We start from the raw sequence: 23,012 nt of genomic DNA on the forward strand, positions 1-23,012 counted from the left end.
TCCGACGCCGGACCGAATCACCAATAGCCCCTTCGGCAGGCTGTAACGGTGTGTGTCGACTTTGTTGTCGTGGGCACAGCGGTTGCCATTTAGGGTTCTTCAAGCGGAGATCTCGAGGCTTCTCCCTCGAACCCCCCTAGGAAACACATAGATACGTCTGAAACGGGTGCGTCATCCGGGCGGCATGGATTCGGCATCGAATGCGACCGTCCCAGCAGTGGAGGAGCCCCCCGGATGGCGGACGACAGCGGCGACAAGACCGAAAAGCCCACCCCGAAACGACTGCTCGACGCCCGCAAGAAGGGCGACGTGCCCAAGAGCCGCGACCTCAGCGCCACCGTGACGCTGCTGGTCTGGCTGTTGCTGTTCGCCGTGCTGGCGGTGCCGGCGGCGCAGCGGGTGCAGGCCTTGGTGGACTTGCTGTTCCAGGCGCTGGATCGCGGCTGGGACGCGGGCGGCTTCGCGCTGGTGGCGCGATCGCTGGGCGCGGCCGCGGTCGAGTGCCTGGCGTGGATCACCGCGGTGCTGATGGTCCCGGTGGCGGCCACCGGGCTGCTGACCGACTTCCTGCAGGTCGGCGCGGTGTGGGCGATGGAGAAGGTCACGCCCAAGATGTCGCACCTGAACCCGGCCGAGGGCATCAAGCGGATGTTCTCGATGGACAGCCTGGTCGAGCTGCTCAAGAACGTGCTGAAGGCGACGCTGTTGCTGGGCCTGGGCTGGCTGCTCGCGCGTCAGGCCTTGCCCGACTGGATGGCGCTGGTGCGACAGAGCGGCGACGGCGCGCGTACCACCGCCGCGCTGCTGTGGGACGCGAGCTGGCGGCTGATCGCCTGGGCGATCGCGGCCTTCATCGTGGTGTCCATGCTGGACGCCTTCTGGCAGCGCCACTCTTTCACCAAGAAGATGCGCATGAGCCTGCGCGACATCAAGCAGGAGTTCAAGGACAACGAGGGCGATCCGATGCTCAAGCAGCACCGGCGCCAGGCGCATGCGGAGTGGTCGCAGCAGAACGCCGCGCAAGCCACGGGCCTGGCGGCGGCGCTGGTGGTCAATCCGACGCACGTGGCCGTGGCCATCGATTACGACCGCGAGCGCTGTCCCGTGCCGACCATCGCCGCCAAGGGCGAGGGCGAGGTGGCCGCCGCGATGCGCGCCGCCGCGGAGCGCGCCGGCGTGCCCATCGTCCGCAACGTGCCGCTGGCGCGGGATCTGCTCGCGCGGGCCGAGGTCGGCGAGGTGATTCCGGCCGATCTCTTCGACGTGATCGCCGAGGTCATCCTGTGGGCCGCGGAGGTGAGGCAGGAGATGGCGGCGGCCGCGAATGCCGATGAACACGGGGATCCGAAGCGATCGAGTAACGGCGGAGCGCGTGCCCGCCGTCGCGCCGCGGCGCCCGGCGAGGACCTGACGCGGCGTCCCCATGGGGGCGTCATCGGGGGCGGCGTTGCGGACGCCCCTAGTCGGGACGGACCCTGACTGCCGACGGTCCTGACTTTCGACGAAACGCGGGAAGCCATGAAATTCAACCCGTCGGCGCCGTGAAGCACGGTGCGGGCTCAGAGGCTCACCGGCGCGAGGTCGCGCACGGTGACGGTCAACAAAGCGGTCGCCAGGTCGGCGGCATTGATTCAGGAGAGAAGCGATGTCTGGAGCATTGAACAGCGTTCTGGGTGGCAGCGGCGGCGGCGGCCTTCTGGGTGCCATCGGCGGCATCGTCGGCGGCGCCTTCGGCGGCCCGATCGGCGCCATGATCGGCCAGGCGGTCGGCAACCTGCTGCAGAAGGAAGTCGGTCAGGCCATCAACGAGGGCGTGAACGACCTGCAGCAGAACCACGGCATGCCCAAGTTCGTGGGCGACCAGATCAAGAGCACGACCGCCCAGACCCTGGCCGGCCTGCGCGACAACTCCGTTCCGGCCGATGTCGAGAGCGCTGCTCAGCAGCAATTCGGCAGCGCGCTGACGCAGTTCCGCAACGACTTCAAGGACGAGTGGGTCGCCAGCGTGCTGAACCAGCGCGGCAGCGAATCCGAAGGCGGCGGCGGTCGCGGCTGGCTGCAGGCCATCGCCAAGGCCATGGGCCAGACCCTGGGCCAGAAGGCGCAGGACATGGTGCGTCTGTCCGGCGAGATGTCGGCGCTGAGCGACAAGCGCTCGGCCAACACGGCCAGCTACGCCGCGGAGAACGGCGGCCGCAAGGGCGAGCAGGCCACCACGGTCGGCGACGCGATCAGCAGCCGTCAGGACCAGGACAACGCCATGCAGTTCAACAAGCTGATGACGGAATTCCAGGCCACCAGCCAGGAGTACAGCCTGCTGAACAACACCTTCACCACGGCGATCAAGGCGCTGGGCGAAGCGCTGGGCTCCATGGCCCGCAAGCAGTAAGTACCGCGACGCGAGCGCCATTGCCCGCGACGAGGACACCGCGCCCGGTGGCGCGGTCCGCGACGGCGGAGGGAGCCCGGCTCCCTCCGCCTTCGCCGTTTCCGCTCCTGCCCCCGCCGCCGCCGTCGACGTTGCCATGGCTGTTGGCCGTTGGCGGGCCGCCGTTCTTACCCCTCTCCCGCTGCGCGGGAGAGGGGCAGGGGGTGAGGGCCGACGAGTGGCAGCGAGCCCTTCTTCCTCTTCCCAACGAGTCCAGGTCCCCTCAGGAGTTCCGACGATGAGAGCAAGCATTGAGCGCCGGGTTTACCGGTGCGCGGTCAGTGGCCTGACGGCCGTAGCGGCCGCGTTGATGGTCGCCTGTGGCGGTGGAGGTGGAGGATCGAGCGAGCCGCCGGTGTCGACGAATCCGACCAACCCGACGACCCCGACCACGCCGACGAATCCCACGAATCCGACCACGCCCACCAACCCGACCAACCCCACCGGCGCAACCCCCACCACGCAAGGCGTGCTCACGCTGAGCATGAGCGCCCACCCCGCGCAACGCGTGACCCTGGCCGCGGCCAAGATCGATGCGCTGCCGGAGAGCCAAGCGGCGGTCCACTACGACGAGCGTGACACCTGGACCTCCACGCGCGGCGGCCTGGTACGACTGGACACGACGGACGTACTGACGCTCTTCGACCCGACCACGCTGCAACCCATCGGCGGCTTCGACCTGCACAACGTGGCCGGCGCCAATCAACCGGAGTTCAAGTCCGCGGTCCGCCTCTCCCCAGACGGCAAGCTCCTGCTGGGCTATCTGCAGCTCAACTACCAATCCGACAATCCGGTCATCACCGTCCTGGACCTGCAAGGGAAGGTCGTTCAGTCGGGCTCCCCCTACACCTACGACCGCTACTGGCATCGCCACCTCTTCGACTGGCTGCCCGACGGCCGCTACGTCTACCTCGCCGGCGAGTTCATCGCCGTGGCCGACCTGAAGGCCGGCATGGTGGCCCGCGTCGCCTTCCCGCTGCCGGCCAGCATCACGACCGAGGGCGGCATGCTGCGCGCCAGCCCCGACGGCAAGCGGTTGCTGCTCGCGCTGGGGACCAATGTGTCGGGGACCATGTACACGCTGCTCTACACGGTGAACATCGACGGCACCGGCTTCAAACAGCTGACCAAGCCCTCGGACCGGGTGGTCGCGTCGGGCATCCGCATGGGCCATGGCAACGCGACCTGGTCGCCGGACGGGAAGTGGATCGCCTTCTCCGCGCGCGGGGTGAATCCGGGGACACCGGGCTTCTATCAGAGCTGCCAGGCGGTGCAGGTGATACCGTCCGACGCGGCCGCGCCGGTGAGCGTCGACGGCACCGACGATCCCGCCGATCGCAGGCTCACGCTGATCGATGCGCAGGGCAAGAAGACGGTCGTCGAGGACTGCGCGTTTTACGAGATGAGCTGGCAGTGAGCCGGCCGTGAAGGGAGATTCACGCGTGAGATCGACTGGACGGGCGCGCCATCGGGTGATGGCGCTCATGACGACGCTGACGATGCTGGCCGCGACCATGCCGATGACATCGGTCATCGCGGCCGAGGAGCCGACCGCGCGCGCCGCGCCGCGCGTGGGCCGGCTCTTTCTCGACACCAACGGCGCCGATGCCTACGCGCAGCTCGACCTGCGCAGCGGCACGCTGACGCCGTTGCCGGGCAGCGCGCTGTCGCGGCGGCGAGGCCGCGATGCGTGGCACGGCGGCGCGACTGCCGCGGCCTTCGTCCGCACCGACCAGTACGGCAGTCTCGCCTTCCTTGAGTCGCGGCGCTTCGCCCAGATCGGGCAAGTGGACCTGGGCGCTTTCGCGGGCAGCGGCGACAAGCCGCGCTTCTCGCCGTCGGTACGGGTGTCGCCGGACGGGCAACTGGTGCTGGGCTACCTTTGGGCGAGCCAGAACTCGCGCCAGCCCAGGCTGTTCGTGAAGACGCTCAACGGGCGCGGCGTGGATGGCGACTCGCCGCTGGACTACGACCGCGCCGCGTATGCGGCGGCGGCGGACTGGCTGCCCGACGGGCGCTACGTCTACCTGGCCGGCGATCAGCTGGTGGTGGCCAAGCCCGGCGCCGGCATTCAGCAGCGCCTGCCCTTGCAGCTGCCGGCGGGCATCGCGTCGACCAACGCGGAGCTGCGCGCCAGCCCCGACGGTCGCCGCGCGCTGCTGACGCTCAACACGCCGCTGGGGCGCGCCAACTTCCGCTCGCTCTACACGGTGGGACTGGACGACGGCGTGGTGAGGCCGTTGACGCGGCCGTCGCCGGAGGTGGTGCGGATGGGCGTGTCGCTGGGCGTGACCGGGGCGACCTGGTCGCCGGACGGCAAGTGGGTGGCGTTCCTGACGCGTGGGGTGAACTCGGCGATGGGCGCGGGCAGCGCGATGCCGATGTGCCAACCCGTGATGGCCGTGCCGGTGGATGGCTCGACCTGGAGCGTCGATTACGGCCGACCTGGCGAGTTCGCCTTGCCCGATCCGCGCTCGCCGGGACGGCCGCTGGTCGGCTGCGCGACGAATGAGCTCAACTGGCTGCCCTGAGCCGGGCGGCCGTCAAGGGAGAACATCGATGAACACGAGGATCTTGAGGACGCGCGTCCAGCGTGGCGCGGTGATGCTGGCGGTGTCGATCGCGCTGTCGGTGGGCGTAGGAGGAGCGGCGCACGCGCTGCAGCCGTTCCCGGCGCTGGATCAGGCGTTGGGGCAACCAGCCCCTGCGGCAGGACCCGCCACCGGCGCGGGAACGGGAGCGACCGTGACTGCGGCCGGCCCCGTGGCGACCGGGCCCTCGCGTGCGGAGGCCAACGCGCGTGAGATCTCCGAGCGCTTTCCCGCCGCGTCGCGCGCCGGCATGGCGTCCGCGCTGGTGAAGAGCCTGGACGTCTACCGCAAGATCGAAGCGGCCTTCGGGTGGCCCGAGGGCGACATGGCGGGATCGATGGCCGCCTTCCTCGTCGGCAACTACATGGTGATGACCGGCGCCGAGGTGCCCGACGAGCAGTTCAGCGCGGTCGCACGCCAGCTGCGGAGCAGTCAGCGCTTGAGGGACTCGCTGTCGCAGCGATCGGCGCGGGAGTTGCGCGACGCGTATGAGCAGCAGGCCATGGTCGGCGCCTTCATGGCGATCACGCTGAAGGCGAATGCGACGACGCCGATTCCGGCTCAGGCGATGGCCAATCTCCGCGACACGGCGCGCGCGAACCTGCGGCTGGCGCTGAACGCCGATCCGGACACGATGCGGATCGGACCGGACGGGATCCGGCTGGGGCGTTGAGCCGGCGAGGGAAGGGCGCGATCAGCGCGCCTTGCACTTGCTGAAGACGTCGCGGCTCGCGTTGAAGTACTCGAGCCGCCAGCCGGCCTTGGTCCACGCGACGGTGATCGCGTCATCGACGCTGACGCGCGCGTCGCCTTGGCGCGACCAGGGGGGCGAGTCCAGGCGCGGGGTTTCATTCGCCTGGAGCATCTGGCCCAGCTTGCGGCCGCTGGTGGCGGCGACGACGTCGTCCACGCAGCCCGCGCCGCCGCGCAGGATCGCGGCGGGGGCGGTCATGACGTCGGAGCCCTCGGCGAACTGGAGTTGCGGCAGGGACAGGCGCTGAAGCTGCTCGCCGTCGCGGCGTTTGACGGCGTCACGGAGCTCGCGCCAGAACTGGGTGAAGGCGAAGTCGCGATCAACGGCGACCTTGCAGCCTTTGGCCTTGGGCGCGACGGTGACGGTGGCGGGGAGCTCGAGCGTGCCGCAGCGGCGCGGATCGACGCTGAGGGTGTAGGCGTCGCCGGCGCGGCGGACCGTGAGGCGGTAGCGCTGGTGGGCGTCGCGGTCGTTCCAGTCGAAGCGGAAGGCGCCTTCGGGCTGGGCGGTGGCGGGCCCGTCGGTGACGAGGCCGCATTCGTGCGTGCCGGAGGCGAGGTAGAGGCTGGCTTGCAGCGGCGTGCCGCTGGCGTCCAGGCTGACCGAGGCGGCGTTCAGGTCGTCGGGGGCGCAGCGCAGGAGGATGGGGAGCGGGGCGGCTGCGGCGGGCTTGGCGGGTGAGGCGGCGTGGGCGAGCGGGAGCAGTCCAGCAAGGGCGAGCGCGGCAAGCGGCTGCGCGGAGAAGACATGTCGCACGGTCATCGTTGCTCGGGAAGGTGGGACACGCGGCGAGTATCGCGGGAATCGGTAGAGACAGGCGCTCGCTGTCTGCGCCGGCCCTCACCCCAACCCCTCTCCCACTTCATGGGAGAGGGGCTCTGCATAGGCGCGGGGGCCAAGCATGGGCGAGGGGCTAGAACCGCGATCACGGCGCGCGGCGCACCCCGACCGCCGACGACAGATCCCGCGTCGCCTCGGTCACGCCGTCCGGCGATCCCTTCGGCCCGGTGCTCTGGTTGCCGCCGACGACGACCACCTTCCCGTTGTCCAGCACCTCCTTGACGATGGCCACATGTCCATACGCCGGATTGCTCCCGCGCGGGAACACGATCACATCCCCCGGCTTCACGTGCGCCGCATCCGGCGTCACCTTCTCGCCCCAGTTCAGCCAGCTGCGCGCGGCCGCGCTGTTGGTGCCCTGCACGCCCGCCTGCTTCATCGTCCAGTTGACGAAGGATGAGCACCACGAGGTCTCGTCCTCCTTGGCCTTCAGGCTGGTGGCCTGGTGGTACTCGACCACGCGCGGATTGTCCTCACCGCCCTTGATCTCCTTCACCCCGCGCTCACCCAGCGCGACCGTCAGCCACTTCGGCTGACCCGCGGGCGCCGTGTTCGCGGCGGGCGTGCCCCCGGCCGTCGTCGACCCCGCAGGCGCGTTGTGCGCCGATGCCGGCGGCAGCGCCGCTGCGGGTGTGCCGGCCCTGGTCGACGACGGCTGCGCAGCGCTCGGCGCCAGCAAGCCCTGCTTGCTCAGCGCGCTCTCCAGCGCCGTCTCGCGTCGCAGCTGATCGGCGCGCACGACGCCGCGGATCTCGGCGGCGGTGGGCTCGCGCTCGACCTGCTTGCGGGCGATGTTGACGAAGCCGCCCGCCGCGCCGGCATAGCGCTCGCCGGTGCCGGGGTTGATGAAGCTGTCGACGCGGGCTTGCGTGAGCGTGGCCACGTCCAGCGGCTTGCCGGACAGCGAGCCCAATCGGTCCAGGAAGCGGCCGGCCGCCGTCTTGGACTGGTTGTACAGATCCAGATAGGCCGAGGCCAGGCGCGGATTCGCGGGATCGAGTCCGGCGGCCTTGGCGGCGCGCTCGTAGGCCGGGACGGCTTTGGCGAGCACCTGCAGCTGCTTGCGGTCCGCCTGCGCCGCGGTGGTGACGCCGCCGTCCTGGTAGGAGAAAGAGCCCAGGTTGTGCTTCGCGTTGCCCGGATCGGCGTGACCGCCGAAGGCGCCCTTGAAGCTGCCGTCCGGCTTGCGCGTGCCCTCGGCGGTGCCGATGACGATGGCAGCCAGGGCGTTGGAGCCGAGCTCGGGGTTGGTGAAGGCTTTGAGGTCGAGGCGCGGGGAGCCCGCGGCGGAGTCGCTTGCCGCCGGCGCGCTTGCGGTGGCGGGCTGTGAGGCGCCGGCGACCTGCGGGTTCAGATGCAGCAGATCCAGCAGCTCCACGCCCCAGCGCTTGGCGATGTCCAGCAGCGACTCGCCGGGGGCGACGCGGTGTTGACGTTCAAGGCCGGGCGTGGCGACGGGAATGCGCAGGACCTGGTCGACTTGAAGCCGATCGGGGTCGGCGGCGTTGCGGCTCACGCGGCCGTCGGCCAGCGCGGGGTTCATGCCGTTGGCGCGCATCAGCGCCTCGGGCGAGACGCCGTGAGCGGCGGCGATGTCGGTGAGCGTGTCGCCGCGCGAGACGCGGTAGTTCTGGATCGCGGACATGGAATGGGCCTCCTTGAATGGCGTCCTTGCTTGGAGGCCATTGGATGCGGGCAGGCGCGGAGGGGGAAGTCGGGAGCGTCCGCAATCAGGGGCTCCGGGCGGCTGTGGGGGTTAGGGGCGGCCCTAGGGCTTTGGGCTCTGGTGTGCGACGGCCCTCACCCCAACCCCTCTCCCGCAAGCGGGCGAGGGGCTTTGAGGCGTCCACCATCAACCGCGGAACGCGGCGTCCCTGAAACTGTCCAGCGCGAGCTCGTAGTTCCACTCGCCGAGCAATCGCACCAGCCGCTCGTGATCGGCATTCCACGCATCCACCACATGACGCCACGCCGGTGCCAGCGATCGCGGTTCCGCCTCGTCGTCCGGGATCTCCGATGGAATCGAAGCCGGCGGCAGCTCGGCCGGCGTCATCAGTCGGAACGGCCCCGCATCGCCCGATCCCGGATCGATGCGCCAGCGGCCGCGCTGCGCGGTCACCCGCGGCCGCAGCCAGGGCTCATGCGCGCGCGGATTGAGCAGATGGCAGGTGCGATGCCGCGCGTCGACGACCAGCAGGCTGAGCACCGAGCCGCCGCCGTTGGCTTTCTCCTCGATGTAGCCCGGATGCTCCGGCGGACCGTCGACATCGATGACCAGGTAGCGCTCGTCGATCCAGTCGCCCGAGCCCGCGATCGACGCGCCGAAGGTGAGCTCCTGCGGATACGGCAGCAGCCGCCCGTCCAGCCACAGCGCCGCGCCGTAGGGCGGGCGGAAGTCGGCGCCGGAGATTGCGTCGGGATCGCTGTCGTCGTCGCCGTCCTCCCACCAGAGCACCGCCCGGTGGAGCCGCCCTGGCGTGTCGGCGATGCGGAAGCCCGCACGGCGCCAGGCGGGCCAGGAGGTCCAGACCCGCGCCGACGGCGATTCCGTCAGCCCCATCGCTCGCAAGTCCCGCGAGCTGGCGTGCTGCATCACGTGCATGGCGAAGTGCCGCCACATCGCCGGCCCCAGCGTACGGATCACGGTGTCGCTCTCATGCAGCCAGTCCAGCAGCAGCGGCACCACCGGCGCCTGGCGCGACCAGCGGCGCAGGTCGGCGCTCGACGTCCGACTGGCCGAGCGGCGCTCCGGGCCCGCATAGGTGCGGCCGCCGGGGAGCGCACCCACGGGGGCGGGCGTCGTGTCGTCGGCCTGCGCACCGGGAAGCGGCGTGACGACGGCGGGTGGCGTTGCTCCGCTGAGCGGCGCGTGGCTGGCAGGCGGAACGGAGGAAGTCGGGGCGGGCGGCAGGTGGTACAGCGGCATCGAGTCGGGCGCTCCGGCGCAAGGGGGTCAGCTGCGGGGATGCCCGGGCAGGGCACGTGAGGTTCCCGTTGCGTTGCCGTGCCGTCGCCGTCGAGGGGGACGACGATCCGCCTCACCGGGGCCGGGTCTTGCCCCAGGCGCCGCGGCCTTGAAAAAGATGCCGACCCTCGCGCGCCCTGCAGCCGCGTCCGTGCGCTGCCGCACGGCACCAAAGCGGCGCGGCCCGACGCACCGCGTGGGTGTCCGGGCCGCGCGGTCGCGCCGTGCGGCGCGACGCTCATGCGGGATCGACCGATCAGCCGTTCCAGCGGGTCAGGGTGAGGCTGAAGCTCAGCTGCAGGTTCAGCGAGAACTGGCCCGCGCCGGCGTTCCCGCCGAAGCCGCCACCGACCGAGCCCCAGGACCCGCCGCCGTGCGAGTGACCGCCGGTCTGAGGACGGCTGCCGCCGTCGTCGCCGCCGCCCAGGCTGCGCAGTAACGCGCCGGCCAGCGAAATGCTCAGCAGGCCGCTCATCGACGAGAAAGCGCCCGCGAAGAGCTGCGCCGCCAGTTGCTGCTGCTGTTGCTGCGCCTTGCCGGCGCCGCCCTTCTGCAGATCGGTGGCGTTGATGTAGGTCTGGTCGACGTTGACCACCTTGCCGCTGCCGTCCACCGCCAGGAAGCCCTTGCCGGCGCCGTTCTCCAGCAGCGTGTTGCCGTCGGCGGTGTACTGGTCCAGCGTGCGGCCCCAGCCGTTGGCTTCCTCGACCTTGAGGTCGCCGGTGGTGTTGGTGTCGATGCCGCTGATCTTGGCGCCATAGTCACCGTTGGTGATGGTCAGCTTGCTGGCCAGCGTCATGTTGTTGCCGGCGGGCACGGTCTCGAAAGTCAGCTTGGTGCCGTCGTTCAGGTTGAACGTGGTCGTGCCCCAGAAGTCGAAGGTGTGCTTGCCGTCGACGTCCACATGCGGGTCGCCCCAGACGCGGTAGGACTCGCCGGTGTTCTTGTTGAAGATGGTGACTTCGTTGTTGTCGCCCGCGCTGATGCGGTAGTTGTCGTTCTCGAAGACGGCCTTGCCGCCTTGCATCGAGGTGTGGGCGTTGGTCGGATTGCCGACCGCGGCGCCCGTGCTGGTGTTGACGGCACCGGCGCCGTAGCTGCCGGTGACGGAGGCCGACAGGTTTGCCGACACGGAGTGGGTTGGGAACATCTCGCTCTCTCCTCTGCAGGTGACTCGTGGACACAGGGCGGCGACGGCGCCGCGACGTTGGAAAAACTGCAGGCTGGATTGAAACGATCCGCGTCGCGCCGCGTAAGTTGGGGGCGTTCGCATTGCGGGTCGCCGCGACTAGGAACGCCCGCATCCCTGCGCCGCGACGCCGCGGGATTGGGAACGCCCGCAATTCCCAGCGGGGAGGGCGGCGGGTAGGCTTGCGCCTCATGACTTCGATGTTCCCGCCTTCATTGCCGAGCGCCGTCAGCCAGGCCGCGAGCTATGCCGCGATCGGCGGCGCGTGTGCCTCGCCTTCGGGCGCGGTTGGCGGAGCGGGGCGGGCGTCGGGGCTGAGCGGCCTGGCTGGCCTGGCCGAGAGCGGCCGCGGCGAAGGCGTCTTGCTGCGCGCCGAGGTCGAGCCGGAGGCGCGTGGCCTCGGTGTGCTGGCGCACGCGGAGCGGGTGCTGGCGGCGCTCGCGGCGTCCGGTGCGGAAGAGGCGTCGGGCCGCTGACGGTTCATGGTCGACGCCATGCCCCTGGCCGGCGCGGGCCTTGCTCAACACCGCGATTGGACGCGGGCAGCGCGGGCGCTGCTGTCCGGCTGCGTGGATCTGCGCGACGGCGGGCAGCGGCTGGCCTTGCTGGAGCAGGTCTGCCGCGGGCTGGGCGATGCGCTTTATCCGGACTTCCTGACCTTGCTGGCCCATGTCGGCGAGCACGGCGACGCGCAGGCTTGCGGCGTGGTCGCGGCGACCCTGCTGGAGGGGCTGCGAACGGGCCGGGTGCCGAGCGGTCGTCGGCACGCCTGGGGCGCGGGACCGGGCGGGGCGTGGCGCTCGCTGGGGCCGTTGGAGTACCTGTGCGCGGCGCGCGATCGGGCGGGGCAGTCCGCGTCGATCGGCCAAACGGGCGAGAGCGATCTGTCCGGCGAGGCTCGCTTTCAGCGCGAGGGCGCGGCCTTGCTGCGGCTGGTCGACGCGGATGGCGATGCGCGGCGGCTCTATATCGAGCGGCTACGGGCGCTGGCGGACGATCCGCTGGAGGGCGGGCTGTCGCGACAGGCGCGCGAAGGGCTGCGGCTGATGGCGGTCGCGTGGGCCGAGGGCCAGGCGCCGGATGTGGTGTGTCAGCGCTATCTGGGGGCGCTCGCGGGTGCGGGTGGGAGCGGGCTCAGCGCGTTGGCGGCGCGGCGTTGGTAGGCGAGGCTGTTGGCATCGCCTGCGGCAGCTGCTGCGGTAAGCGGTGCGGCAAGTTGAGCGTCGAGAAGACCCTCTCCCCCGCCCTCTCCCGCAAGCGGGAGAGGGAGCAAGAGGGCTTACCGCCTCCTCCTCCACCACAACCAAGTCCCGGTCACCCCCATCCCGAACAGCACGATCCCCACCACCCCGGTGACGACCCGATTCGCGGTCCCGAACAGCTCCCCTGCATGCAGCGGATAGATCCACGCCGTCGACCTTGCGGCCAGGTCCAGCTGCTCCAGCCGCTGCTCCCCGAGCACACGCCCATCCACCGGATGCGTCCAGATCGACGACAGCCCATTCGGATGCGGATCCCCGGGCATCTTGAATCGAATCCTCACCGGCCTCGTATCCGCCACGCCGACCTGCACATACCCGACCGTCCCTTCCGGCCAACGTGCCCGCGCCTGCGCGACGATCGCATCCAGCGTCAGCCGCTCCCCATGGTCCTTTCCGACCTTCGGCGGTTTCGGCGCCGCGTCCCCGACCAGCGCATTGACCCATCCGCCAATGGGCCGATACGCCATCCACGCGCCGCTCGCCACCCCCACCGCCACCAGCAGCCCCAGCACCGCGCCGCCGAAGCGATGCAGGTCAAAGAGGCTGCGCGTCGCGCCTTTGTCGAGCTTGAGCTTGAACGCATGACGCCACTGCGCCCGCGTCGTCGGCCACCACAGCACCAGTCCGGTGACCAGCAGCGCCAGATAGGCCAGCGCCGTGAACCCGAGCACCGCCTTGCCCGTATCGCCCAGCAGCAGCTCGCTGTGCAGCTCGAAGACGAAGTTGGCCAAGCCCTCCGCCTCACCACGCCGCCCCAGCTCCACCAGCGAGGTCGGATCGACATACAGCGTCCCATCCCACCCGGGACTGCGCACCAGCACGCGCATCGACTCGCCGGGCTCCCGAGGAGGACGGATCGTCAGCGTCGCCTTCGCCCCGAACTCAGCGCCCAACTGCTCCCGCAGCATCTGAAGCGGTTGCCCGGGCGCGACCGCCTGCATCTGCGCCGAGCGCGCGCGGAATAGCTCGGGATGCATGGCCTCGTCCAGCGGACGCAGCACGGTCATCACCGAGCCCAGCAGCGCCGCCGCCGCCAGCAGCAGGCCCAGCGTCAGGCCCACCCAGCGGTGCAGCCAGATCCAGACCTTGCGCGCCTTGCCCAGCCCCATCTCAGAAATCCACCTTGGCCGTCACGCGCAGCGTGCGCGGCGCGCCGACGCCCAGCAGGCTGTTGCCGGCGGTGCTCCAGTAGTTCTTGTCGGTGGCGTTGTCCAGATTGGCCTGCAGGCTCACCGGCTTGCCCAGCACCGTCGTGGCGTAGCGCGCGCCCAGCGACAGCGTCTCGTACGCGGGAATCCAGCCCTGGTTGGCGTTGTTCACCGCGCGCTTGCCCACGTGATAGAGGCCCGCGTTCAGCGCAAGACCCGGCACCATCGGCAGCCGATACTCGCCGAACAGGCTCAGTGTGTTCTTGGGCGTGTTCTCCGGCGTCTTGCCCAGCTCCAGCGGATTGCTCGTGCCCACGCGGGTGATCTCCGCGTCCAGCAGCGTGGCTGAAGCCACCACGGCGAAGTCGCGGCCGATCTCGCCGCTGGCCGAGAACTCCAGCCCGCGATAGCGCGACTGGCCGCCGATCTGGAACACGCCGTTGACCGTGGTGGTCTGCGCGCGCTCGATCTGGAAGGCCGCCGTCTGCAGCAGCACCGAGCCGACGCGGGCCTTGATGCCCAGCTCATGCTGCTTGCTCACGGCCGGCGCCAGCACCGTGCCGGCATTGGACGCGGTCAGCGGCGCGGTGCCGGTCTCCTCCAGGCCGCGCAGCAGAGAGCCGTAGACGCTCAGGTCCTTCAAGGGCTTCCACATCACCGAGAAGCTCGGCGTGATCTTGTCGGCGTTGTAGACGGTGACCGGCGCGTTGGGGTTGGTCGCCAGGCTGCGGTAGTCGGTCTTGCGCAGGCCGGCCAGGAACTGCCACTGCTCGCCGATGGCGACGCGGTCGAAGATATACAGGCCGCGGTCGCGGATCTCCGACGGATAGCCGCGCTGCACCAGCGCGGGATTGACCGGCGCGATGTCGACCGGCGCGTACAGGTTCTGCGGGGCGGTCGGATTCGGGTTGGCGGTCGAGCCCGTGCCCAACCAGCCGGCCGACTCGCGGCGGTTGTAGCTGGCGCCCAGGGTCAGCTCATGCGACAGGCCCAGCGTGTCGAAGCGGCCGATGGCCTCGGCGCGGTGGTTGGTGTTGGTGTAGGCCTGACCCTTGAGCACCGAGGTGCTCAGCGTGCCGGCGCCGGTGGTGGGGTTGTAGTTCTGGAAGGTCGAGAAATTGCGGTCGCGATCGGTCTTGGCGCGGCCGGTCTCCAGGCTCACCACCCAGTTGTCGTTGAGCGCGAAGTCGCCGCGCACCAGCGCGTTGGTCGCATGCGCGTCGTAGCGGGCCCAGTCGCCGGCCAGATTGGTCTTGTTGTCGGGCACGCGCGGCAGCGTGATCACGCCGTTGACCGCGGCGGGCTGCTGGATGCCGGCCTGCTCGCTGACGTTCTTGCGATAGCGCTCGAGGTCGACCTTCAGGTTGGCCGTCGGCGTCACGCGCCAGTCGTAGGCCAGCGTCACCAGGTTGCGGTCGCCCTTGTAGCGGTCGATGCCGGTCTCCTCCTTGCTGGCCGCGGCGTTGACGCGAACGCCCATGCTGTCGTCGGTGCCGAAGCGCCGGCCGATGTCGACATGCGTCTTGATGCCGCCGTGGTCATTGATCGTCGTGGTCAGCGAGGTCACCGGCTTGGGACCGGCACGCTTGGTCACGAAGTTGACGATGCCCGAGGGCGGCACCATCCCGTAATACATCGAGGAGGCGCCCTTGAGCACCTCGACCTGCTCCTTGTTCTCGAGCGGGATGTCGATCAGGTTGACGATGGGCAGGCTGCCGTTGAGGCGGTAGTTGCCGCGGTTCTCGACCACGATGCCGCGGATGGACAGGTTGTCGTAGGTCGAGCCGCTGACCTGGGAGCGGGTCACGCCGGCGGTGTTCTTCAGCGCGTCGAACAGCCCTTGCGCGCCCTGCGCGTCGAGCAGCTCGCGCGACATGACGGCGTTGGTCAGCGGCACGTCCAGCGGATCCTGGTCGCGGAAGGCGCCCACGCGCACGGTTTCGGGCGCGAAGGTCTTCTTGCGCTCGCCGCTGATGACGACCTCGTCGAGCAGCTTCTTCTGCGGCGCCTCGGTGCCCGAAGCGGCGGCGGAGGTGGCGCCCGCCGCGGGCTTGGCTTCGGCGGACTGCGCGCGAGCCGCGAGCGGCGCCAGCAGGCTCAGGACGGACAGGGAAACCAGGGTCAGGCGCGGCGCGGCGGCGCGGAAAGCGGTGGACGACATGAACGGTGGACCGGGAGACCGGAAAGAGCGGAGAAGGACACCGAGGGGCCCAAGGAGGGCGGGACGGGTAGCGGGAGGCGGCGTCATCGGCGAAACGCGACACGTTATCAAATGCGAATTGATCGCAACAAGTGAAATGGCAATTTCGTGCGGTCAGCGCGCGATTTCGGGTGGCGCCGACGGAAATCGCCGGGAAGCGTGGTGAACACGCCACCCCTTGGGAGGTAGCGGGGGCCGGAAGCTTGCCGGGGGGAGGGGGCGGGGAGCCCGAAGGAGGGAGAAGTCCGATTCCTGCCAGACGGGGGCAGGAGGTCCGCCTAGGATCCGCCGACCCCTTCCAGTGACCTGCCCAGGTCACCTTCATCTTTCCGCACGAGGCCTCCAATGAGCACTTCGACCCCTGCTTCGATGACCCAAACCGACAAGGCCGCCGCGCTGCGCGCGCTCCACGAGCGCGGCCAGCCCTTCGTCATCGCCAACGGCTGGGACGCGGCCTCGGCGCGCATGCTCGAAGCGGCCGGCTTCCAGGCGCTGGCGACCTCCAGCGCCGCCGCCGCCGAGGTGGTCGGCAAGCGCGACGGTCAGCTCACCCGTGACGAAAAGATGGCCCACCTCCGCATGCTCGTCGGTGTGACCGGCTTGCCCATCAGCGCGGACCTGGGCAACGGCTTCGGCGCGAGTCCCGAGGACTGCGCCGAGACCATCCGCCAGGCCGCCGAGGCCGGCGCGGTGGGCGGCTCGATCGAGGACTCGACCGGCGAGGCGGACGGTCCGGCCCTCTACGACTTCGAGCGGTCGGTCGCGCGCGTAGCGGCGGCGGTCGAGGCGGCGCGCCAGCTGCCCTTCCGCTTCACCGTGACCGCGCGGGCCGAAAACTTCTTCCAAGGCGTGCCCGATCTGGACGACACGATCCGTCGTTTGCAGGCCTATGAGCGCGCGGGCGCGGATGTGCTGTTCGCGCCGCTGCTGCCGGATCTGGACGCGGTGCGCCGGGTGTGCGCTTCGGTGAGCAAGCCGGTGAACTTCATGAACGGCGTGCCGGGCAAGAGCCACAGCGTCGCGGTGCTGGGCGAAGCCGGCGTGCGGCGCATCAGCGTGGCGACTTCGTTGTTCCGGCACGCGATGAAGGCCGCGCGCCAAGCGGCGGACGAGATCCTCGCGCAAGGGACCTTCGGCTACATCGATCGCGGCTGAGGCGACGCCGGCCGCGGGGAGCGGCGCGCGCGAATGCTCGTCGGGCTCTGGGGGGAGGGGGAGGGGATGCTCGCTATGCTGGCGTCCACGCACCGAAAGAAGGAGTCCGAAGATGAGCCCCCGCCCTCAAGCCCAGCTCTTGATCGTCGACCCGCAGAACGACTTCTGCGACATCCCCGGCGCCGCCTTGCCCGTGACCGGCGCGGACGCCGACCTGCGCCGCCTCGCCGAGCTGCTCGACCAGGCCGGCGCCGCCTTCACCGACATCGTCGTCACGCTGGACTCCCACCCCGTCTACGCGATCGAGCGTCCCGCCTTCTGGCGCACCGGCCCCGCCGAGGGCCCGATCGGCGAGGTCCCTCCCTTCACCCCCATCACCGCCGCTGACGTGCGCGCCGGCCGCTTCACGCCGCGCGACGCGGCGTTGCTCCCGCAGGTGCTGTCCTACCTGGACGCGCTGGAAGCCAGCCCCAAGAAGTACATCCTGATGGTCTGGCCGACGCATTGCGTGGTCGGCACCTGGGGCCACAACATCCATGTCGAGCTGGCCGCATCGCTGGCGCGCTGGGAAGCGACGATGCTGCGTCCGGTGGAGAAGGTCCTCAAGGGCCTGAACCCGATGACCGAGCAATACAGCGCCGTGCGCGCCGAGGTGCCCGTCGCCGGCGACCCCCGCACCCAGACCAACCAGGCGCTGGTGACGCGCATCGTCGACTTCGCCGGGCTGACCTTCATCGCCGGCGAGGCCAGCAGCCACTGCGTCGCGGCGACGGCCGACGATCTCTTCGCCGAGATGAGCGCCGAACGCCTGGCGCGCGTCGTGCTGATCGAGGACGCGATGAGCCCCGTCGGCGGTTTCGAGTCCGGCGCGACCGCCTTCGTCGAACGCGCGCGGGCGCTCGGCGTCAGGACCATGAGCACAGCGCGGGTCCTGGGCCTGCTGTCGGCCTGAACCAGGGAGAGCGGCTTGCCCGCAAGCCTCCTCCCACCCCCTGACACCTCCGCGCCCGAAAGGACTCCGCATGACCGCCAAGACCCGCAAGACCGTCGCCGTGGTGGTGGGCCGATGGCAGCTGGTGCATCGCGGACAGGAGGCGCTCTTGCAAGCCGCCTTCGGTCTGGCGGACGAGGTGATCGTGGTGCTGGGCTCGTCGTTCCGATCACGCGATCCGCGCAATCCCTTTCTGCATGAGGAGCGCCGGCAGATGCTGCTGGCCAACCTGACGCCGGAGCAGCAGGCGCGGCTGCACTTCCTGCCGGTCCGGGATTACTTCGACGACAAGCGCTGGAACGCGGCCGTGGCTTTCGGCGTCGGCGCGCTGGCGGGCGAGCAGGCGGACCTCGTGCTGGTCGGCCATCAGAAGGACCACACCAGCTACTACCTCAACAGCTTCCCGCGCTGGCGCCAGCAGCTGGTGGCGCGGCTGGCCGATGTCGACGCGACGGCGATGCGCAATGTCTTCTTCGAGGCCGAGGAGGCGGACGCCGCGCTGACGGTGATGTCGCCTTATGTGAGCGCCCCGGTGCGCGCCTGGCTGCAGGCCTGGAGTCGTCTGCCCGAGTACCTGCGTCGTCAGGCCGAGCACGCCGCCGTGGCCGCCTACCGCCGCAAGTACACCGCCGTCGCCTACATGACCGGCGATGCGGTGGTGACGGCGGGCGACCATGTGCTGCTGGTCCGTCGCAAGGGCCCGTTCGGCGAGGACCTGTGGGCGGTGCCGGGCGGCCACCTGGAGCGCGGCGAAAAGCTGGTCGCCTGCGCGATCCGCGAGCTCATCGAAGAGACGCAGTTCCCCTTGCTGCCGGCGTCCATCCTCGCGGCGCTGCACGAGGTGGCGACCTTCGAGGATCCGCTGCGCAGCGCGCGGGGGCGGCTGATCACGATGGCGCATCACTTCCGCTTCCCGGAGATGAGCATGCTGCCGGAGGTCGTGGGCAGCGACGACGTCAAGGAAGCGCGCTGGTTCCACCGCGACGAACTGCCGGCGATGGAGTCGCAGCTCTTCGAGGACCACTTCGTGATCCTCGATCACTTCCTCGGATTGATCGAAGGCTAATCCCGCCCCAACCTTCGCTCCACCGATCCGCTCTCACGCTGCGGACGGCTCGGTCGCCGCCGATGTCAGAACGGCAACCCGACATAGTTCTCCGCCAGCACCCGCCGCGCGGCCTCCGACCCGAGCACGTAGTCGAGTTCCGCCTGTTGCAGCCGCGCCTGGAAGCCTGGCTCCGCATCGAAGTTGTGCATCAGACTGGTGAGCCACCAGGAGAAGCGTTCCGCCTTCCACACGCGGGCGAGGCAGCGCGCGGAGTAGTGGTCGATGCCGGCGCTGCTGCGCTCGCGGTAATGCTCGATGAGCGCCTGCGACAGGTAGCGCACGTCGGACGCCGCCAGATTGAGGCCCTTCGCCCCGGTGGGCGGCACGATGTGCGCCGCGTCCCCGGCCAGGAACAGTCGTCCGAATCGCATCGGCTCCGCGACGAAGCTGCGCAGCGGCGCGATGCTCTTCTCCAAGGACGGCCCGGTGATCAGCTGCTCCGCGGCCTGCGGGTCGATCCGGCTTCGCAGCTCCTCCCAGAAGCGCCGATCGCTCCAGTCCTCGACGCGCTCGGTGAGCGGCACCTGCAGGTAGTAGCGGCTGCGGGTCGGCGACCGCATGCTGCAGAGCGTGAAGCCGCGTTCATGGCGGCCGTAGATCAGCTCGTCGGACACGGGCGGCGTGTCGCTCAGCAGGCCCAGCCAGCCGAAGGGGTAGACCTTCTCGAAGAGACGGATGGCGTCGGCCGGCACGCTGGCGCGGCAGACGCCGTGGAAGCCGTCGCAGCCGGCGATGAAGTCGGCGTCGACGTGGACGGTCTCCCCGCCGACGACACAGGACGCGCGGGGCCGCTCGGTGTCGAAGTCGTTGATGCGAACGTCGGCGGCTTCGTGGAGTGTCGGCGCGCCGGCTGCAGCGCGGGCCGTCATCAGATCGCGCGTCACCTCGGTCTGCCCGTAGACGATGACGCCGCGCCCACCGGTCAGCGCCTGCAGATCGATGCGATGCCGCTGCCCGTCGACGGTCAGCGCGAAGCCGTCATGCACCAGCCCTTCGGCGCGCATGCGGGCGCCGACGCCGGCCTCGTCCATCAGCTCGGCCGTTCCCTGTTCCAGGACGCCCGCGCGGATGCGCGACAGCACGTGATCGCCGCTCTGGCGCTCGACGATGAGCGTGGCGATGCCGGCGCGATGCAGCAGTTGGCCGAGCAGCAGCCCGGCGGGGCCGGCACCGACGATCAGCACCTGGGTACGCAAGTTCTTCATGGGCGGTGTGGGCCTGTGCGCCGACGATGTCGGCTTGTCTCCGATGGGCCGAAGACTACGGCGGGGTGGGGTGATCGCGCATGGACGCGATCGACATCGACTTGCACAATCGGAACCCATGCCGGCAACGACTCACGCCAAGACGCCCGCCGCCGGAAGCGCGCGGCCGCCGGTCTATGCGCTCTACGGCGAAGCAGGCCGGCAGTCGGCGCTCGACGGGCTGCACCTCGAATCCATCGCCGACCGCAGCCGCTTGCACAATTGGGAAATCCAGCCGCATCGACACGGTGCCCTGGTGCAGCTGCTGCTCATCGAGCGCGGTCGCGTCACGGCCCGCATGGACGAGGACGAGATCGTGCTGCGCGCGCCCGCGCTGGTCTGGGTACCCGCGCTGGCGGTGCACGGCTTCCGCTTCGCGCCGGAGACTGAAGGGGTGGTGCTCACCTTGGATCAGGCGCGACTTCGCGAGCTGCTCCACCACGTGCCCGATCTGCTGGAGAGCCTGGCCGACGCCCGCCTGGTCGCGCTGGATCGAGGCGCGACAGTGACGCGGCTGCTCTTCGCCGTGGCCCACGGATTGCGGGAGGACTACGCCGGCGACGGTGCCTGGCGCGGTCCTGCGCTGGACCACGCGGTGGCGCTGCTGATCACGCAGGCCGCTCGGTTGGGGCGCGGTGCGGCGAGTGCCCACGCCGAGGGCCGGGCGATGCAGCATCTGGCGCGCTATCGCGAGCAGGTGGAGCGGCACTTCCGCCAGCAGCCCGCGGTAGCGACGCTCGCACGGCCGCTGGGCATCACGCCGGCCCAGCTGAATCGGCTCTGCCGCCGGCATCTGGGTTGCTCCGCGCTCGCGGTGCTGCATGAGCGCGTGCTGCTCGAAGCCAAGCGGGAGCTGGGCTACACGCACCTGATGGTGCGGCAGATCGCCGATGGCCTGGGCTTCGCGGACCCGGCCTACTTCACCCGCTTCTTCGCGCGGCAGACCGGCAAGTCGCCGAGCGAATGGCGCGAGCAGAGCAGCGGCCGATGAACGGCGAAGCCGAAGGACGGCATCGGCCCGGCGGTGAGATCAGATCCGCCGAATGCGGAAGAATCGCGTCCGGCATGCGCGGGCGAGCATGGGCGAGTTGGTGCATTCATGGAGGAGACGCATGACAAGAAGACTTTGGGCCAACGCCGCGGGCGCCGCGGTGAATCTCGGGCTGCTGCTCGCGGTCGCGCAATGGATAGGCGACGGTCAACAGGCGCGCACCGTGCTGGTCGGCGGCGTGATCGTCGGTATCGCGAGCCTGCATTTCTGGAAGCGCGGCGAATACGACTCCGCGACCTCCTGGCTGCTGCGTGCGGTCATCCAGGCGGCGGTCGCGGTCGTGCTGCTGCATCAGCAATGCGGCGGGCTCGCCTGGACCAGCTTGGCAGAGACCTGCCCCGCGCCGCAGCTCGACTTCATGCTGATGCTGGCCGTGATGGTCGGCTGCGGCGCGGTCGCCTGCTTCGGCGGCGCGATGCGGCGAGTCGTGCTCGGCGCTGCGTTGGCGCCCGAGCTGGATCCGGATGCCTGAGCCCTGAGCCCTGAGCCCTGAGCCTTGAGCTCTGAGCCTTGAGCTCTGAGCCTCAGAGCCTCAGAGCCCCAGTTCGCTCAGCCCCGGATGGTCATCCGGCCGGCGTCCCTGCGGCCAATGGAACTTGCGATCCTCGGCCTTGATCGGCTGATCGTTGATGCTCGCGTGCCGATGCGTCATCAGGCCGTTGTCGTCGAACTCCCAGTTCTCGTTGCCGTGGCTGCGATACCAGTTGCCCGCGTCGTCGCGCCATTCGTAGACGAAGCGCACCGCGATGCGACGCCCCTCGTAAGCCCACAGCTCCTTGATCAGGCGGTACTCAAGCTCGCGCGTCCACTTGCGCTCCAGCAGCGCTTGCGCCTGATCGCGACCGCGCGGGAACTCTGCCCGGTTGCGCCACTGCGTGTCCGGGCTGTAGGCCAGCACGATGCGCGCGGGATCGCGGCTGTTCCAGGCGTCCTCCGCCAGTCGGATCTTCTGGATGGCGGTCTCGCGGGAGAAGGGCGGCAGCGGCGGGCGGGTGTCCATGGACGTTTCCTTTGAAGTCGATCGGTGGTTCGTGAGTCCGGGTCATGTAGACAGAGCTGTCTACATGACTGCATTCTGGCCTCGGTAGACAGGTCTGTCTACAATGGCCCCATGAACGACACCGTCGGCAGCGTGGACATCGGCGAGCTGCCCGCCCGCGATCGCATCCTGCGCACCGCGCACGACCTGTTCTATGCCGAGGGAATACGCGCGACCGGCGTCGATCGCGTGATCGCCGAGTCCGGCGTCACCAAGGTCACCTTCTATCGGCACTTCCCGAGCAAGAACGACTTGATCGTGGCCTACCTGGCCTTGCGTCACGAGCGCTGGATGAGCTGGTTCACCGAGGCGCTGACGCGTCACGGCGGCCCGAGCAAGGGCGCGCAAGCCCTGACCCCGACGCTGGCGGAGTGGTTCGACGGCGCGGCCCTGGGCCGCTTCCGGGGCTGCGCCTTCCTCAACGGGGTGGGCGAGATGGGCCCGGCCTTAAGCGAGGTCGTCGAGGTCACGCGTGGCCACAAGCAGGACATGACCGATGCGATCGCGGCGCTGCTGCCGTCCTCGCGTCGCCGGGCAAAGACCGCCGCCGCCCTGGCGCTGGCGGTAGACGGGGCCATCGTCCAGGCGCAGTTCGCCCCGAATCCGGCGCCGGTGCTCAAGGGATTCCAGTTGATCGTGGACGCGGTGCTGGCGGCGGGTTGAGCGCGACCCTCAGCGGGGCTGCCTCATTTCGCAGCACCGCAAGCAATTCCCTGCCCTGACAAGCACTTGCGACATCCTTGCCCGGGCAGCCAACAGACTTGTCCACAGACGCCGTGGACAGTCCGGCGCCCCGGTGCACAACCGGTGGGCACTGTGAGCAACCTCTCGCCGGGACCCGAACTTGCCAACACGCCGATGGGGGTCAGGTCAAGCAATAGAACGCGCTCGACGTGTTGATCTCCCCAGTGCCACATTCTGAGGCAATGCAAGCTTTTCCTTTTGGCGACAAGGAGTTGTGAACTTGCTGCATAGGCAGCCAACAGACTTGTCCACAGAGGCCGGGGACAGTCCTTGCCCCCTGTGAACACCTCTTGGGAGGGCCCC

21 protein-coding genes are annotated in these 23,012 nt (G+C 69.8%); 13 read left to right on the forward strand and 8 right to left on the reverse strand.

Translation table 11 applies throughout. From position 1 onward, the window contains the following. Positions 1-234 precede the first annotated feature (234 nt). The 5 genes from sctU (at position 235) to ABDW59_RS00305 (ending at position 5,692) form a co-directional block, all read left to right on the forward strand. Positions 235-1,479, forward strand: a complete 1,245-nt coding sequence (gene sctU, locus ABDW59_RS00285) for a type III secretion system export apparatus subunit SctU (RefSeq protein ID WP_343627295.1) — start codon at positions 235-237, stop codon at positions 1,477-1,479. A gap of 166 nt (positions 1,480-1,645) precedes the next feature. After that, on the forward strand, positions 1,646-2,389 hold the full coding sequence (locus ABDW59_RS00290; protein ID WP_343627296.1) for a hypothetical protein: 744 nt from the start codon (positions 1,646-1,648) through the stop codon (positions 2,387-2,389). A gap of 394 nt (positions 2,390-2,783) precedes the next feature. Further along, entirely contained in the window at positions 2,784-3,845 is a 1,062-nt protein-coding gene (locus tag ABDW59_RS00295) for a hypothetical protein (protein WP_343627297.1), read from the forward strand. A 25-nt stretch (positions 3,846-3,870) separates the two neighbouring features. Continuing rightward, positions 3,871-4,959: a hypothetical protein gene (locus ABDW59_RS00300; RefSeq protein WP_343627298.1), complete on the forward strand. Its 1,089-nt coding sequence runs from the start codon at positions 3,871-3,873 to the stop codon at positions 4,957-4,959. Positions 4,960-4,987: 28 nt separating this feature from the next. Then, positions 4,988-5,692, forward strand: a complete 705-nt coding sequence (locus ABDW59_RS00305; protein WP_343627299.1) for a DUF6683 family protein — start codon at positions 4,988-4,990, stop codon at positions 5,690-5,692. A gap of 21 nt (positions 5,693-5,713) precedes the next feature. On the opposite strand, the gene ABDW59_RS00310 is transcribed toward ABDW59_RS00305, so the two are convergent. The 4 genes from ABDW59_RS00310 to ABDW59_RS00325 form a co-directional block, all read right to left on the reverse strand. Next, positions 5,714-6,535 carry a hypothetical protein gene (locus ABDW59_RS00310; protein WP_343627300.1) on the reverse strand — a complete coding sequence of 274 codons (822 nt, stop codon included), beginning with the start codon at positions 6,533-6,535 and terminating at the stop codon, positions 5,714-5,716. 163 nt (positions 6,536-6,698) lie between these two features. Beyond that, positions 6,699-8,258, reverse strand: a complete 1,560-nt coding sequence (locus ABDW59_RS00315) for a TIGR02594 family protein (protein WP_343627301.1) — start codon at positions 8,256-8,258, stop codon at positions 6,699-6,701. Positions 8,259-8,465: 207 nt separating this feature from the next. After that, on the reverse strand, positions 8,466-9,539 hold the full coding sequence (locus tag ABDW59_RS00320) for a hypothetical protein (RefSeq protein ID WP_343627302.1): 1,074 nt from the start codon (positions 9,537-9,539) through the stop codon (positions 8,466-8,468). Positions 9,540-9,834: 295 nt separating this feature from the next. Next, positions 9,835-10,728, reverse strand: coding sequence for a DUF1521 domain-containing protein (locus ABDW59_RS00325; protein WP_343627303.1), 894 nt, complete (start codon positions 10,726-10,728; stop codon positions 9,835-9,837). A 230-nt stretch (positions 10,729-10,958) separates the two neighbouring features. Between ABDW59_RS00325 and ABDW59_RS00330 the strand changes: the two genes are divergently transcribed. Both ABDW59_RS00330 and ABDW59_RS00335 read left to right on the forward strand, forming a co-directional pair. Beyond that, a complete protein-coding gene (locus ABDW59_RS00330) occupies positions 10,959-11,243 on the forward strand; it encodes a hypothetical protein (RefSeq protein ID WP_343627304.1) in 285 nt (94 codons plus the stop codon). Positions 11,244-11,249: 6 nt separating this feature from the next. Beyond that, positions 11,250-11,930, forward strand: a complete 681-nt coding sequence (locus tag ABDW59_RS00335; protein WP_343627305.1) for a hypothetical protein — start codon at positions 11,250-11,252, stop codon at positions 11,928-11,930. 116 nt (positions 11,931-12,046) lie between these two features. Here ABDW59_RS00335 and ABDW59_RS00340 read toward each other — a convergent pair whose 3' ends face one another. Beyond that, positions 12,047-13,138: a PepSY-associated TM helix domain-containing protein gene (locus ABDW59_RS00340; protein ID WP_343627306.1), complete on the reverse strand. Its 1,092-nt coding sequence runs from the start codon at positions 13,136-13,138 to the stop codon at positions 12,047-12,049. Between the two features lies 1 nt (position 13,139). After that, complete coding sequence (locus ABDW59_RS00345; protein ID WP_343627307.1) at positions 13,140-15,338, reverse strand: TonB-dependent receptor; 2,199 nt, start codon at positions 15,336-15,338, stop codon at positions 13,140-13,142. Between the two features lie 408 nt (positions 15,339-15,746). Between ABDW59_RS00345 and ABDW59_RS00350 the strand changes: the two genes are divergently transcribed. From ABDW59_RS00350 to ABDW59_RS00360, 3 genes are all read left to right on the forward strand, one after another. Next, on the forward strand, positions 15,747-16,532 hold the full coding sequence (locus ABDW59_RS00350) for an isocitrate lyase/phosphoenolpyruvate mutase family protein (RefSeq protein ID WP_343627308.1): 786 nt from the start codon (positions 15,747-15,749) through the stop codon (positions 16,530-16,532). 112 nt (positions 16,533-16,644) lie between these two features. Next, the gene (locus tag ABDW59_RS00355; RefSeq protein WP_343627309.1) at positions 16,645-17,484 is read left to right on the forward strand and encodes a cysteine hydrolase; all 840 of its coding nucleotides are present in this window, start codon (positions 16,645-16,647) and stop codon (positions 17,482-17,484) included. Positions 17,485-17,554: 70 nt separating this feature from the next. Then, complete coding sequence (locus tag ABDW59_RS00360; RefSeq protein ID WP_343627310.1) at positions 17,555-18,589, forward strand: NUDIX domain-containing protein; 1,035 nt, start codon at positions 17,555-17,557, stop codon at positions 18,587-18,589. Between the two features lie 65 nt (positions 18,590-18,654). Here ABDW59_RS00360 and pobA read toward each other — a convergent pair whose 3' ends face one another. Beyond that, positions 18,655-19,827 carry a 4-hydroxybenzoate 3-monooxygenase gene (gene pobA / locus ABDW59_RS00365; protein ID WP_343627713.1) on the reverse strand — a complete coding sequence of 391 codons (1,173 nt, stop codon included), beginning with the start codon at positions 19,825-19,827 and terminating at the stop codon, positions 18,655-18,657. Positions 19,828-19,954: 127 nt separating this feature from the next. Here pobA and ABDW59_RS00370 point away from each other — a divergent pair, with 127 nt between their 5' ends. Further along, positions 19,955-20,866 (forward strand): helix-turn-helix domain-containing protein, encoded by a 912-nt coding sequence (locus ABDW59_RS00370; protein ID WP_343627311.1) that lies wholly within the window; start codon positions 19,955-19,957, stop codon positions 20,864-20,866. Positions 20,867-20,987: 121 nt separating this feature from the next. After that, positions 20,988-21,398, forward strand: a complete 411-nt coding sequence (locus ABDW59_RS00375) for a hypothetical protein (protein WP_343627312.1) — start codon at positions 20,988-20,990, stop codon at positions 21,396-21,398. Positions 21,399-21,458: 60 nt separating this feature from the next. On the opposite strand, the gene ABDW59_RS00380 is transcribed toward ABDW59_RS00375, so the two are convergent. Continuing rightward, positions 21,459-21,926 (reverse strand): nuclear transport factor 2 family protein, encoded by a 468-nt coding sequence (locus tag ABDW59_RS00380; RefSeq protein WP_343627313.1) that lies wholly within the window; start codon positions 21,924-21,926, stop codon positions 21,459-21,461. A gap of 111 nt (positions 21,927-22,037) precedes the next feature. Here ABDW59_RS00380 and ABDW59_RS00385 point away from each other — a divergent pair, with 111 nt between their 5' ends. Further along, positions 22,038-22,628 carry a TetR/AcrR family transcriptional regulator gene (locus ABDW59_RS00385; RefSeq protein ID WP_343627314.1) on the forward strand — a complete coding sequence of 197 codons (591 nt, stop codon included), beginning with the start codon at positions 22,038-22,040 and terminating at the stop codon, positions 22,626-22,628. Positions 22,629-23,012 lie beyond the last annotated feature (384 nt).

This window comes from Roseateles sp. (genome assembly GCF_039595295.1).
Classification (GTDB): domain Bacteria; phylum Pseudomonadota; class Gammaproteobacteria; order Burkholderiales; family Burkholderiaceae_C; genus Roseateles.

Bases quoted from the DNA above. Each gene is read 5' to 3' on its own strand.
- sctU (WP_343627295.1), top strand. From the start codon at position 235: ATGGCGGACGACAGCGGCGACAAGACCGAAAAGCCCACCCCGAAACGA.
- ABDW59_RS00290 (WP_343627296.1), top strand. From the start codon at position 1,646: ATGTCTGGAGCATTGAACAGCGTTCTGGGTGGCAGCGGCGGCGGCGGC.
- ABDW59_RS00305 (WP_343627299.1), top strand. From the start codon at position 4,988: ATGAACACGAGGATCTTGAGGACGCGCGTCCAGCGTGGCGCGGTGATG.
- ABDW59_RS00310 (WP_343627300.1), bottom strand. From the start codon at position 6,535: ATGACCGTGCGACATGTCTTCTCCGCGCAGCCGCTTGCCGCGCTCGCC.
- ABDW59_RS00315 (WP_343627301.1), bottom strand. From the start codon at position 8,258: ATGTCCGCGATCCAGAACTACCGCGTCTCGCGCGGCGACACGCTCACC.
- ABDW59_RS00320 (WP_343627302.1), bottom strand. From the start codon at position 9,539: ATGCCGCTGTACCACCTGCCGCCCGCCCCGACTTCCTCCGTTCCGCCT.
- ABDW59_RS00325 (WP_343627303.1), bottom strand. From the start codon at position 10,728: ATGTTCCCAACCCACTCCGTGTCGGCAAACCTGTCGGCCTCCGTCACC.
- ABDW59_RS00330 (WP_343627304.1), top strand. From the start codon at position 10,959: ATGACTTCGATGTTCCCGCCTTCATTGCCGAGCGCCGTCAGCCAGGCC.
- ABDW59_RS00335 (WP_343627305.1), top strand. From the start codon at position 11,250: ATGGTCGACGCCATGCCCCTGGCCGGCGCGGGCCTTGCTCAACACCGC.
- ABDW59_RS00340 (WP_343627306.1), bottom strand. From the start codon at position 13,138: ATGGGGCTGGGCAAGGCGCGCAAGGTCTGGATCTGGCTGCACCGCTGG.
- ABDW59_RS00345 (WP_343627307.1), bottom strand. From the start codon at position 15,338: ATGTCGTCCACCGCTTTCCGCGCCGCCGCGCCGCGCCTGACCCTGGTT.
- ABDW59_RS00350 (WP_343627308.1), top strand. From the start codon at position 15,747: ATGACCCAAACCGACAAGGCCGCCGCGCTGCGCGCGCTCCACGAGCGC.
- ABDW59_RS00355 (WP_343627309.1), top strand. From the start codon at position 16,645: ATGAGCCCCCGCCCTCAAGCCCAGCTCTTGATCGTCGACCCGCAGAAC.
- ABDW59_RS00360 (WP_343627310.1), top strand. From the start codon at position 17,555: ATGACCGCCAAGACCCGCAAGACCGTCGCCGTGGTGGTGGGCCGATGG.
- ABDW59_RS00370 (WP_343627311.1), top strand. From the start codon at position 19,955: ATGCCGGCAACGACTCACGCCAAGACGCCCGCCGCCGGAAGCGCGCGG.
- ABDW59_RS00375 (WP_343627312.1), top strand. From the start codon at position 20,988: ATGACAAGAAGACTTTGGGCCAACGCCGCGGGCGCCGCGGTGAATCTC.
- ABDW59_RS00380 (WP_343627313.1), bottom strand. From the start codon at position 21,926: ATGGACACCCGCCCGCCGCTGCCGCCCTTCTCCCGCGAGACCGCCATC.
- ABDW59_RS00385 (WP_343627314.1), top strand. From the start codon at position 22,038: ATGAACGACACCGTCGGCAGCGTGGACATCGGCGAGCTGCCCGCCCGC.